A 12,677-nucleotide genomic window follows, 5' to 3' on the forward strand; every position below is an offset into this window, starting at 1 on the left:
ACTCGATGTAAATCTTGTGTAGGTTTTCTGTTCCGCAGCCACTCAAACCCCGGGGGGAGCTGCCAGAGAAAAGCGGACCTACCGCTTACGCCTTCATCTCAGAACATAGGGGGCTCCTACCTGCATCCCGATAGCGGACATGACTGATTCAAAACCTATCAGCTGACGTGCACAGGAAGCGTCCTTTGAAGAGTCACGATACCGAACTGCGCGGATCTACTCGCTCGCCCCCTACTGCCGCCATTCATGAAATCGGCATCTATCTGACGAAGCTCCCCAGAGCAGTTGTCGCACTAGGCCACGTTGACAAAAGATCCATACGATCTGCCTGAGATCTGATTCACTTCCTGGCTGTGGGATAACGGGCAGAGAGAACAGGCATGGCACGAGGCGATCTGACGGATCAGGAATGGGCGATGATTGGTCCGCTTCTGCCGCCTGAGCGTGGACGTTGGGCACGTCCATCTGGAGACAATCGCCAGTTTCTCAATGGTATGCTGCATGTTCTACGAACGGGTTGCCCCTGGCGGGACATGCATGAACGCTACGGCAAGTGGAACTCGGTCTATGTCCGGTTCCGGCGTTGGGCTGAACAGGGTCTCTGGGATGCTCTTTTACAGACCCTGGTAGATCTGGGGCTGACTGATAACTGGCAGCATATGATCGACAGCACCGTAATCCGCGCCCATTCACAGGCCACTGGGGCAAAAGGGGGGCTTATTCGGAGGCTTTTGGTCGGTCACGCGGCGGCTTTACGAGCAAAATCCATGCCCGATGTGACAATCAGGGACGTCCTCTCGGCTTTGTCCTTAGCGGAGGCCAGGTCTCGGATTACAAAGCCATAGACGCCCTGATGAAGCTACCTGTCCCGAACCCCAAAGCCATGCTGGCCGACCGGGGCTATGACAGTGACAGTTTCCGCCAGGAGCTGCTGGTCCACGGGATCCTGCCGGTCATTCCATCACGCAAAGGCCGCAGCGCTCCACAGAAAACAGACTGGCGGCGTTACAGGGATCGCAACCACATCGAGCGGATGTTCAACAGGCTCAAGCAGATGCGCCGCATCGCGACCCGCTACGACAAGACCGCCTTATCCTTCAAGACTTTCCTCAATATCGCCGCCGCAAAACTCTGGATTGGCTCTTTTGTCAACGTGACCTAGTCACTTGGAACCTCATCGTGAGAAGCTATCAACCTCCACTTATATAGCCCCATTTCACCTGCGCTTCTCGGCTATAGAAATTATACGGGCCATTGAGATTGCCGCTATTCACAGTAAACTGATTAATTGCAGTGAAAATGGCATCCTTTTTGAACGGTAGGTGGATCGCATTGGCGGTAGCATCATCCAACCGACTCTTGAGGATCGTGGGCCATTCGTCCGCGTGTGATTTAACATTTAAGATCGAGCCATACGCGGTGTATGCTATGATCAGGGGTATCTTGTACAAGTCTACTGCCTTTTCGATTTCGTAAGACAGCATACTTCCCGACTTCCGTGTGTCAGGCGAAATTATAACCACAATATTTTTGGATGCCGCAAGCCTCTCTCGTATACTTGCTTTTAGCGTTTCAACTTTACTCGCATCACGTACAGCACTTGCCTTATCATGGCTATTAACAAACTTAAAATCTATGTCCTCTGCGGCATTCCAGCTCTGAACTGTTGCGTAATATCTAAAGTCTGACTTAGTTGGGTCAGTCTCCCCAAGGCCATCAAATGCAAAATACGTGCCAGTCCTGTTTACCATGACGCTTTCCTGTTCCTGCGGTCGCCGGATAATCTTCACTTCTATTTGCGAGATAGCTCGCGATTAGGTTACTCCGTTCGTCCCTGCCTAAACCCCATTTTTGAGAGACTTAATATCAAGAAGATTGATTTGGTCTATCTTCTCGCGATGAATTATAATTGAAAGCTTAGCGGGATACTTGAAACGCATCTCACTAACTCGAAAAGTCCACAGCATGATCTTTAGAAGGTCCTCATCACCAATATCTTTATGCCCTTTAATTCGAGTAATGCCGGAACCAAAAATTGGAGTAGAGACGCTTTTTTGTGCGTAAACCCTGTTAACGCCATCCCAGAATTGAATCAAAAACTCTAAGTACTCAGGCATTGTCAATGTAGCGCGATTATTGCTGTCGAATTTCGACATCGCAGCCAAAAGGTAATCTCCATGAACAAAAATTGTTCCCAGTCTATATTTTTGTTTTTTCCCAGAGGTCCTATCTGGATTGACACCCAGAACTTCATCTTCGTCAAACTGAAATGAGCTTATTTCTTGATCAAGTTTTTCAACGCTTGTGTCAAGATGACTCTCTATAAAAATGCCATTAAGCGATGCCCGACTGATCACCCTGTCGTCTACAAGAGTGTCAAAATACTCATTGAATGCTATCGCCTTGAAGCCCGGCTGCTCGAATATGTCCCCCGCCTTGACGGACACGTTCGTCCCTTCAATTTTTATATTCACGCTTTTGAGTGAGTTAGATATTTTCCATATAGTAGAATATATTACTAACAAAATAAATAGAAACGCAATAAATGCCCAAATCTTACATTTCTGCGGAATGTCGATAAAAAGTAAAACTGTAGACAGTCCAGTACTTACTCCAGAGCTTACTTTGAGAAAAATCCCAAACACACGACGATCAAAAAAGCGGACTTTCAATGTTTCATTCCAATCTACCAAAGCAGCACTAGAAACGGCGGACGAGTATAGTAGCCACTCAAGGCCACCACATCCCTCCCTTGTTTGAGGAGGTGCTGACGGTGATTATCTCGCGAATAGATCACGCAGCAAAGCGCAGTTCCTCGCGTCGAAGGAACCCTGACCAAGGCAAACGACTGGCGAGGCCCTGGTTCTCTGGTCTGTCCGGTGACAGATCGGGTGGCGAGTGCTTGCCCGTTTGCCGGCATCAGTCCAGATGAATATCCGCTGTTTTGAGTTCTACGCCGGAACCGGACATTCTGCTGTCCCCCATAGCAGTTCATCCCCAGATACGAAATTTGCCGTGACATCTAAAAGGAGGGCTTCAATAGTTACGGCAAGGCGATAGAGGCCGCAGTTATTTTATTCGATCTTCATCGTGGGAAGTGGAGCATCGATCTCTTGCGCAGAAAACGATACTGGATTTTGACAGGCGTTGTTAACTTGCAAACTGAAGATATCAGGGCGGGCGTAATGGCCTGCCACGTCCAGATCGTATTTCCCCCGGATCACATCATCCAGATCGATATCAGCCGTAAGGATTGCTTCACGATCATAAATTGGTCCGGCAATGATTTCTCCAAGCGGACTGACGATCACACTGCCACCCCGAATAAGCACGGTGTCCGGATTATTGCCCTGATGGCAGGCATACTCCTCCGGCGCATCCGCACGCGTCATGTACTGACAGGCACTAAGAACAAACGTCCGTCCTTCATAGGCAATATGCCTCATGGAAGCCTGCCAGATATCGCGCTCATCTACCGTGGGCGCACACCAGAGATTGATACCCCGGGCGTACATACTCTGCCGCAGATCCGGCATATAGTTTTCCCAGCAGATCGCAGCCCCGATACGCCCAATATCTGTCTCAAAAACCGGAATGGTCGAGCCGTCTCCTTGCCCCCAGACCAACCTCTCGGTTCCCGTCGGCATGAGCTTGCGATGTTTACCCAAAAGCGTCCCGTCGGGTCCGAAAAAGAGCGCCGTACAATACAACGTCGCCTCATCACGTTCGATAACACCGACAACAAGATGGGCCTTCATTTTCGCCGCAAACGAACCGATCCGCGCCGTTTCTGTACCTGGCACGTCAATGGCAGATTTCCAGTAACGCAGATAATCCTCACGCCCTTCCGGAAAACGGCTCCCCAAAATTGCGCCGAAACTCAGCCCTTTTGGATATCCGCCAACATACGCTTCCGGAAAAACTGCAAGCTCAACACCCTGTGCGGTAGCCGCATCACAATGGGCTTCCATCCGATCCAGCGTCCGAGGAGTGTCGAAAAGACTGGTTCCCGCTTGAATAACGGCGACGCGACGCTGGCTCATGTCCGGATCTCTCATGCATGTAGCGGATTACAGTAAGAGGAAGAGTGGACTTTCCCCCATTATCGGGCAAATTGATTGTTTTAATAGTCTAAATCACCATGGTCGATATTTCACGCCTCGATTTCAATCTGGCCACCACGTTTCTGGCACTCTGGGAAGAACGCAGCGTCTCCAGAGCGGCACGGCGACTATCCCTGAGCCAGTCCGCCGTCAGCGCTTCTCTGGCCCGCCTGCGGGAAGCGGCGGATGACCCCCTGTTCGTCCGCACACGTGACGGCATGCAACCAACCCCTCGGGCAATTGCCATGGCGGAACCGCTACAAAACGGAGCGACGCTGATCCAGACAGCGTTCTCAACCGTCACGGCATTTGATCCGGCAACCAGCCGACAGCATTTCTCTTTGGGAATGTCCGACGACTTCCAGATCGCGGCTGGCCCCCTGATCGCAAAACGTCTGGCAGCGGAAGCCCCACGGGTTTCGGTGACATTCAGACAGGCCAACAAACATCGCGTCGAGGCTCTTTTCGCAGCAGGAGAAATCGACTTTGCCGTCGTCGCACAACCAAACATACGCTCCGGCTTACAGCATCAGGAGATCGGACAATCCGGTTACGCCTGCCTTCTCGACCCGGTCGCCTGCGGCCTCACACTTCCCCTTACACTGGAAGATTACCTGACGCTGCCACATCTTCTGGTGTCCTTTTCCGGACGTGAGGGCATCGTGGACCATGTGTTGAAAACTCTGGGCCATGCACGCCGGGTACAATCGGCACTGACGCATTTTTCTGCGCTCCCCCCTTTCCTGATTGGAACGCGTGCCATTGCCACACTGCCCCTCCATGCCGCGCAGAGCCTCGCTGCCGTTTCGGGCCTTACTGTTTGCGCGGCCCCCATTGATTTGGGAGACTATTCTGTATCGATCCTCTGGCAGAGAACGGCCGATAATCCTTGGATGCGCCAGGTTATAAGCTATGCCTTCCTGGCGATTTCACCGGATTTAGAGGCAATCTATTCGGGTTAATCTCGCATCGTGAATGTCCGATATCGGACAACAATAAACTGATAACCGACATTCCGAATCCCCCCCCCTTCCGGGAGTGTCGGAAAGCGAGAAGGGGACGATGCTCGTGCTGCCAGCGCTGATCCATTTCGATTGTCCGAGATAGAGCCTTTCGGCGCGCGCTTTTGGCAGCATCCCCCGTGCGGATTAGGGCCGTGACGACTATAGTACGTGTCATGTCTGGAAACCTTGACAATTTCATTGAGCTCGATCGTACCTTCCGCGATCTCGTCATCTCCGATGAGCATGGTGACGAGGCTAAGATGGTGCGGCTTTTCGCGCGAGAGGCATCGACGCGTTGGGCGGATCTCTTGGCCGAGCCGCGCGTCATCGTGCTTGCCGAGGCTGGTTCGGGAAAGACGGAGGAGATCCGGCATATCTGCCGTCGCCAACGCGCCGAGGGCAAGTCGGCCTTCTTCCTGCGCATCGAGCATGTCGTCGAGGATTTCGAGACGAGCTTCGAGGAAGGGGATCTGGAGGAGTTCGAGGCATGGCTCAAGTCGGGTGATCAAGGTTGGCTCTTCCTCGATTCCGTGGATGAGGCACGTCTGCACGATCCGAAAGATTTCGAGCGCGCCATCCGCCGCATCGGCAAGCGGATCGAGCGTGCCTTGCAGCGCACACATATCGTCATCACGGGTCGCACGGAGGCGTGGCGCCCTGTGACCGACCTCCTCTTGTGCCGGACCAACCTGCGTTGGGATGCGCTGGCGAAAGCACCTGACGAGGCGCCCGCGCCCCAGGGGGAATATGCGGTCGCGGCTGAGGATGCGGCAAAGCGCGAGAATAAGCACGCCCCGTTCCGCATCGTGACTCTTGAGGATCTGCACGACGCTCAGGTCGAGACCTTCGCGATCGCCAAGGGCGTCGCCGACATCAAGGCCTTCACCAAGGCCGTAGAGCAAGCCGAGGCGTCGTCGTTCACGACCAAGCCGCTCGATCTCGCCGAGACCGTCGAATTCTGGAACGATCACCAGCGGATCGGCTCTCGGTTCGACCTGATGACGAGTAGCATCGCCAAGCGCCTCGAAGAGCGGGATCAGGACCGGGCCGACGCACGGCCGATCGCGGTCGACCGTATTCGCGAAGGCGCCCGCCTCGTCGCCGCTGCCACCACGCTCTGCCAAAAATCGGCCATACGCGTTCCCGACGGGGACAAGAATGCCTTAGGTCTTCCGATCAAGGACGTCCTCACCAACTGGAACGATCAGGACTGCGCGATCCTGCTGTCCCGGCCGATCTTCGATCCGGGCATCTATGGCACGAAGCGGTTCCACCATCGTTCGGTGCGGGAATATCTGACCGCCGAATGGCTGTATTCACTGCTGGTTGACGAGGGCTCGCGCGCGAACGAGGGCTCGCGCGCGAAGATCGAAGGGCTGTTCTTCCGAGAGCAATATGGCATCGAAGTCATCGTACCGACGATGCGGCCGGTGCTTCCGTGGCTTGCGTTACTCGATCAACGGATCCGTGATAGGGTCGTGGCGCGCGCACCTGAGGTGCTGTTCGAAGGCGGAGACCCCGCCAAGTTGCCACTCGACACGAGGCGTACCATCCTGCGCCAGACCTGTAGACAGCTCGTGCAACCCGCACACGGCCGCTCAATGATGGAATATCAGGCGATCCAGCGCTTTACTAACCCCGATCTCGCCGAGGAGATCGGAGCGCTCCTCGACCAATATGCAGCAAACGACGACATTACCTGGTTTCTGCTACGCATGGTTAATCAAGGTGGAATTGACGCCCTTGCCACCAAAGCCAAGCACTTTGCGCTCACGTCCCGCGCCAAGTATCCCCGTATTGCCGCGATCCGCGCGGTGTTCGCGGTCGGCACTCCCGCCGATGCTGCAGATATCCGCAATGCCTTCCTGAGGGAAGGGCCAGGGCTGTCGCGCGACTGGTTGGGAGAATTTTTGGGCGACCTCCCCCATGACAAGGAGGCGATCGGGTGGCTGTTGCAGGCGCTCGAAGCGACTACGCGAAAGAGCGACCATCGGGTCGATCCCTTAGCTGATCCGCTCGACCATTTAGTAGATGAACTGCCGGTCGCGATGCTGGGCGGGCTGATGGACGGACTTGTCACGCTTTTGCTCCGCGAACCCGTCGTTGAGGACTCGCATTGCGGGATATCGAAATCCTATGGCTGGCTCGCCTCCACGGCTGCGCGCGTTGCCGGGCGCCTGATTGAGGCGCGTGATCCGGCGGCGTTGTCGCTCTCGACACTGTCCGCGCTGCGGCGTCTGCCGCATGCCAGAGATTATGATTACAGACATTTCGAGGAGATCCGAGCGGATTTACCAGATCTCGTACAAGATTGGCCGGAGCTCAATAGTGCGCTGTTCTGGTACTCGGTAGAACAAGAGCGCATGTGGCGTAAAATCAAGAATGACCAACCCCTTGTCGATTGGTGGGATATTTCGGTTTTCGGTCATTATTGGAACTTTAAACCGGACAGCTTCGAAACGATCTCAGCCGATATCGAGGGGCGCTCGTTATGTGATGATCGTCTCGTCGCGCTAAGCCTTGCCGTTGCTCTGTTTTTTGCCGGCGGCCGACCGCGCAAGTGGCTTGAACAACTGAAACGTCTGACGGTCAAGAGCGAGACGCTGAGCACGAAGCTAGAATTGCTGCTCCATCAACCTGCCAACGAGCTAGTTAAATTTCGCAAGCAGCAGGCGCAGAGGAGGGAGCGTGATGCACGTATTGTCGCCGATCGAGAGAAACGTCTCGAGCACGAGAAAATGTTCTTTGCCGAACGCGTCGATCAAATTCGGGATCCAGGGATGCCTGCTATCCTCACACCTGACCAACACTATCTGATGGAACGGATGCGGTTGGCAGGGCAGAACAGTCACAACCACTGTACTGATGGCAATTGGCGTTCTCTGGTTGACACTTACGGCGAGCCTGTTGCGACCGCATTCCGTGACGCCGCTGTACGCTTTTGGCGTGCGTTTAAGCCGGAAACTCGATCGCAGGGCGGGTCAATAAATCAAACGCCCGCCACTGTCATATTCGGCCTGACCGGGCTGGCGATCGAGGCGAGCGAGACCGAGAATTGGCATAAGACGCTGACATCATCGGAAGCGACGCAGGCGGCGCGCTACGGACTCGCCGAGATAAATGGCTTCCCGGTTTGGCTCCCGAACCTGTATGACGCGTTTCCTAACGAGGTTGTCGCTGTACTTCTGACCGAGATCCAGCACGAGCTCAAGGTTGAGCAGGCCGTTGATGAGAGCCATTACGTCCTATCCAACGTGGCCAGGCATGGTGTGTTCGCGCGCGAGCAGATCGCACCAGCGCTGCTGCCTACCTTGCGCGCTAAGCGCATCAATCCGCGCAATCTCGCCTATCTCCTGTCGATCGTGCAGGGCTCATCTATACCGGATGGAAACATCGCCAAGATCGCCGCGTGCAAGGCGGCGAGGAAATATGATCCTGACTTTACTCCAGTCTGGTACGCGACTTGGGTCGGCGTCGATCCCGGCGCTGCGATCCCTGCTGTCATGGCGCGACTCGCTGCACTGAACGATCCCGTTGAACAGACCAATCTCGCATTACGCTTCGTCGTCGCGCTACTTGGCGGCTACCAGCAAGAGAGTCGGGCGCGGCTCGCATACCGTACTGTCGAACATATGAAGACGCTCTACCTTCTGATGGCGAAATATATTCGCGAGGAAGAGGATATCGACCGATCCAGCGGTGGCGTCTATTCTCCAGGCTTGCGCGACAAGGCCCAAGAAGCGCGTAATGCGCTTTTCATCTTCATCCGCGAGATGCCAGGCAAGGAAGCCTATCTCGCGCTCATGGAAATGGCGCACGCACACCCGGGGGCGGAGTCACGACCATGGATGAGCCTGCACGCGAAGACGAAGGCGACTATCGACGCCGACTTTGCGCCGTGGAATCCGGGTCAGGTCCAGGAATTCAACGACGCGCGTATCGCTACGCCGGCCAATCATCGCGAGCTCTGGTATTTCGGCGTGGAGCGTCTTGAGGCGCTGAAACACGATCTCGAGCATGGCGACGAGAGTATTGCGTCGATTCTACAGGAGACCGAGCAGGAGACCGAATTCCGTAGGTTTATCGGCGGCTGGCTGCGCGACCACGCCGGAGGACGCTACAGCATCCCGCCCGAGGAAGAGCTTGCCGATGCCAAGCGACCCGATCTGCGGTTCCGAGGCGCAGGGTTCGACGCGCCGGTCCCGGTCGAGCTGAAGGTCGCCGACAATTGGACGGGTCCGCATCTGTTCGAGCGCATGGAGGTCCAGCTCAGCGGGGACTATCTGCGCGATGCTCGCTCAAGCCGGGGCATTTTCCTACTTGTCTATGTCGGCATCAAGCGTAGCTGGGACGTGCCGGGTGGCGGCCGCGCCAAGAGTTTCGAGGCGCTGCTCGCGGCGCTGCGCCAGCATTGGGCGGTGCTTGCGAGCCAATATTCCAATGTCGAGGATCTCGCCGTCGTCGGGATCGACCTGACCCGTCGTGGCCTCGATACCAAGACGGTCAAGAAGAAGAGCGAGGCGCGCAAGGCCGCGGAAAAGGCGACCAAACCGGCGTCGAGGAAGGCGGCGGGAAAGAAGGGGCCGGTGAGGCCCTGACGGGCGCTCCGCCGCTGCACGCGCATTCACCGCGACAGCCGCTCTCTTTGTTCAGGAGCTAAACTCAGGTTCGTTGACAGGAAATAATCGCGGGCCGAACGGCTGCTTCCAGCAATACCAACCGCGAATATCCGATTGCCGGACGGTGTATGCTGGTTCGTAGGCGTCATGAACTTGAACGCTGCGAGTGGCCGCTTTTAGTCATGCTTCGCCAATAACCGACATTCTGCTCACCCCCCCAAGTCAGTCGCAGGACGTGAGTGGTCAGAAGCCCATCGCCTCTCTCTGAGCCTGCCGATTGAAACCCGTTCCCCGTTGAAACGCGGGACGGCAGTTGAGATTCCGCCCCCAACCGTCCCGCCGCGCCTGGAGCGGGATCTCGTCGATGAAACAGCTCGGACTGGCCTGCTCGCCCCGACGAAACTCGCACCAGGACACGCTAACGCGCTGGCGGCCGCGGGTGAGTGCGACATAGGCCAGACGGCGTTCTTCTGCCGGGTCAATATTCGTGCGCGACGGGAACAGTGTGTCTTCCCACCCGATCAGAAAGACATGCCCGAACTCCAAGCCCTTTGATCCATGAATGGTCATCAGCTTGACCCGGCCGACACTCTCATCACCGCTGCTTTCCGAGCCAAGGGCCGCATGGTCGAACAGCTCCTCCACCGAGCTGAACTCGTTGGCGAGCGATAGAAGCTCGTGCAGGTTTTCCAGCGCCGTGCGGCCATCGTCCCCGGCTGCCTGGTGCATCGCGAGATACCCGCTCTCTTCTACAAGAACCCTCAGACGCTCTCCCAAACTGGGCTCGCCACTGCGGGCGCCTTTCAGGATCACGTCCAGAAAGCAGCGCAGCTTGTCAGCAGCCTTTCCGGTCCGTCCCTGCACCGTGCGCTCCGCTGCCTCGTACAGCGAGATCGCCTCCTCATCCGCGACCTGTTCGAATGTCGCCATGGCCTTGGCCCCGATCCCCCGGGCGGGCTGATTGACGATCCGGCGGAATGCCTCATCTGACTGCCGCTCATACGGAAAACATGTCAGACGCAGGAAGGCCAGCGCGTCCTTGACCACGCCGCGCTGCCAGAAGGCGGTGTCATTGACCAGCTCGTAAGGGATCTTTGCGCGCAACAGAGACTCTTCCAGCAGGCGTGACAGATGGTTGAAACGATAGAGCACCGCCATCTCCTCATAAGGCACGCCTTCCAGGGCGCGACGTCCGATCTCCGCGGCAATCCCGGAAGCTTCGTCCTGGCTGCCGGTGTGCCGCAGAATATCCACTGGCTCCCCATCTCCGGACGCGGTATACAGTGTTTTCTCCAGCCGGTTGGTGTCGTGAGAAATCACTGCGTTGGCCGCTGACAGGATGTGACCGGTCGAACGGAAGTTCTGCTCCAGAGCAATCATGCGTCCGGTCGGAAACTCCTTGAGAAAGCTTCGGATAATCCGGACATTGGCCCCACGCCAGCCGTAAATCGACTGCGCATCGTCGCCCACAACGAAGAGCTCGTTGTGGTCTTTGGACAGGCATTTCAGCCAGAGAAACTGGAGCCGGTTGACGTCCTGGAACTCATCGGCGAGCACGCAGTCAAACCGGCCTGACCAGTCCTGTCTGTAGCGTTCGTCGCGGAGCATGGTCACGGTGGGCCATAGCAGGAGGTCTGCAAAATCCGCGCGATTGCTTTCGCGCAACATCGCCTGATAGGCTGGATAGAGCGCGGCCGCATCTCGCCAGACCATGATGTCATCGCCTTCGGTGATGCCATCCGTCGCAATCCGTCCCTCTACCCAGGTCACGGCATCCGGGGGAAGCACCATGTTTTCCTTGAGCATGGCGATGCGCGAGCTGACGGACTTCACACGCTTGCGAAACGTCTCTCCGTCATCGGCATTCATGACGCCCGCTTCAATCGCCTTTTCCAGAAGCCTGCGCACGATCTTCGTGCTGTCTTCGCTGTCACAGACGTCGAAGCCCGGACGCAGCCCGGCAATGTCAGGATCGGTCCGCAGCTGACGGCGTCCGTGCGCATGGAAGGTGCCCACCCAGTACGGGGCCTGCGCGATGTTCAGGGCCGCTGCGATCCGCGTCTTCATCTCCCCGGCCGCCTTGTTGGTAAAGGTCACGGCCAGAATGCGATCGGGCGACATCCGGCGCTTGACGACACGGTCGACAATACCGGCCACAAGCGTCTTGGTCTTTCCGGTCCCGGCACCCGCCAGAACAACAACCGGTCCTGTCTGACGCGCGGCGTCTGCCTGGGAGGGGGTCAATCCTGAGAGATGATTATCCACGACCACGTCCCTGCTCCCGGGTGCCATGAAGAACCTCGCACCGCGTCGCACGGCGGCCATCAAGGCTGAGGATCATGTCCGTCTCGACCATCAGGTCGAACTCCTGCTCGAAGTCCCATGTCCCGTCCGCCAGGACCGCGCCTCCGACCACGAGACCGCGCAGCACATCATCGCCGAACGCAATCTCGGCGTAGGTCTGCGGGAAGGGCGGCTGATTGTGCAGCAGAGCCCAGGTATGCCAGGCGCGGGTTGTCTCTACATCGGCATGCCAGGCGGCGGTCAGTTCTGCGACATGCCCCAGAAGCGTGACGGCTTCCGGACCGTCAGGATGACGCGTGCTTCCGGGAACGGTGCCAATCTGGACAAGCTGCTGCTCCCCCGCCCGGCAGGTCAGGAACCCACTGTCTCCGGTTGGAGACTGAACAAACAGGACGATGCGTCCGGAGAGATCCCAGCCTGCCGCACTCCAGCGTCCACCAACCACGAGACCCTGGCACCGCCCCGTCTCAGGAGCGTATTCCACCAGAGCCCAGGGAATACGACATCCGAGGTCTGGCGTCAGGCGCAGATAATGGTCCGCATCCGGGTGCGCCAGAAAGGCCGTTCTCAGAGCGTCATTCTTTTCATGCCCGGGAAACAGCGCCTCCATTTCCCGTCGTGCCTTGTCATTCGTCATCAGTCTCTCC

7 protein-coding genes and 1 pseudogene are annotated in these 12,677 nt (G+C 56.8%); 3 read left to right on the forward strand and 5 right to left on the reverse strand.

Going from position 1 to position 12,677, the window contains the following annotated elements; translation table 11 throughout:
* Nucleotides 1-380 precede the first annotated feature (380 nt).
* Nucleotides 381-1,162: pseudogene (locus tag AC3B6F_RS02605) on the forward strand (IS5 family transposase).
* A 28-nt stretch (nt 1,163-1,190) separates the two neighbouring features.
* Here the strand turns inward: AC3B6F_RS02605 and AC3B6F_RS02610 are convergent.
* From AC3B6F_RS02610 to AC3B6F_RS02620, 3 genes are all read right to left on the reverse strand, one after another.
* A complete protein-coding gene (locus AC3B6F_RS02610) occupies nt 1,191-1,751 on the reverse strand; it encodes a TIR domain-containing protein (protein WP_489823292.1) in 561 nt (186 codons plus the stop codon).
* An 87-nt stretch (nt 1,752-1,838) separates the two neighbouring features.
* Nucleotides 1,839-2,672, reverse strand: a complete 834-nt coding sequence (locus AC3B6F_RS02615) for a macro domain-containing protein (RefSeq protein ID WP_489823293.1) — start codon at nt 2,670-2,672, stop codon at nt 1,839-1,841.
* Nucleotides 2,673-3,074: 402 nt separating this feature from the next.
* Entirely contained in the window at nt 3,075-4,043 is a 969-nt protein-coding gene (locus AC3B6F_RS02620; RefSeq protein WP_489823294.1) for a carbon-nitrogen hydrolase family protein, read from the reverse strand.
* Between the two features lie 98 nt (nt 4,044-4,141).
* Here AC3B6F_RS02620 and AC3B6F_RS02625 point away from each other — a divergent pair, with 98 nt between their 5' ends.
* Together AC3B6F_RS02625 and hyoA are read left to right on the forward strand one after the other, a co-directional pair.
* Nucleotides 4,142-5,065: a LysR family transcriptional regulator gene (locus tag AC3B6F_RS02625; protein ID WP_489823295.1), complete on the forward strand. Its 924-nt coding sequence runs from the start codon at nt 4,142-4,144 to the stop codon at nt 5,063-5,065.
* Nucleotides 5,066-5,280: 215 nt separating this feature from the next.
* Entirely contained in the window at nt 5,281-9,705 is a 4,425-nt protein-coding gene (gene hyoA / locus AC3B6F_RS02630; RefSeq protein ID WP_489823296.1) for an NACHT domain-containing antiphage protein HyoA, read from the forward strand.
* Between the two features lie 264 nt (nt 9,706-9,969).
* Here hyoA and AC3B6F_RS02635 read toward each other — a convergent pair whose 3' ends face one another.
* A complete protein-coding gene (locus AC3B6F_RS02635) occupies nt 9,970-11,991 on the reverse strand; it encodes an ATP-dependent helicase (protein WP_489823297.1) in 2,022 nt (673 codons plus the stop codon).
* Nucleotides 11,984-12,667 (reverse strand): hypothetical protein, encoded by a 684-nt coding sequence (locus AC3B6F_RS02640; protein ID WP_489823298.1) that lies wholly within the window; start codon nt 12,665-12,667, stop codon nt 11,984-11,986. The genes AC3B6F_RS02635 and AC3B6F_RS02640 overlap by 8 nt, the downstream gene beginning before the upstream one ends.
* Nucleotides 12,668-12,677: the final 10 nt, after the last annotated feature.

The organism is Gluconobacter sp. ESL1110 (assembly GCF_058107395.1).

Bases quoted from the DNA above. Each gene is read 5' to 3' on its own strand.
- AC3B6F_RS02610 (WP_489823292.1), bottom strand. From the start codon at position 1,751: ATGGTAAACAGGACTGGCACGTATTTTGCATTTGATGGCCTTGGGGAG.
- AC3B6F_RS02620 (WP_489823294.1), bottom strand. From the start codon at position 4,043: ATGAGCCAGCGTCGCGTCGCCGTTATTCAAGCGGGAACCAGTCTTTTC.
- AC3B6F_RS02625 (WP_489823295.1), top strand. From the start codon at position 4,142: ATGGTCGATATTTCACGCCTCGATTTCAATCTGGCCACCACGTTTCTG.
- hyoA (WP_489823296.1), top strand. From the start codon at position 5,281: ATGTCTGGAAACCTTGACAATTTCATTGAGCTCGATCGTACCTTCCGC.
- AC3B6F_RS02640 (WP_489823298.1), bottom strand. From the start codon at position 12,667: ATGACGAATGACAAGGCACGACGGGAAATGGAGGCGCTGTTTCCCGGG.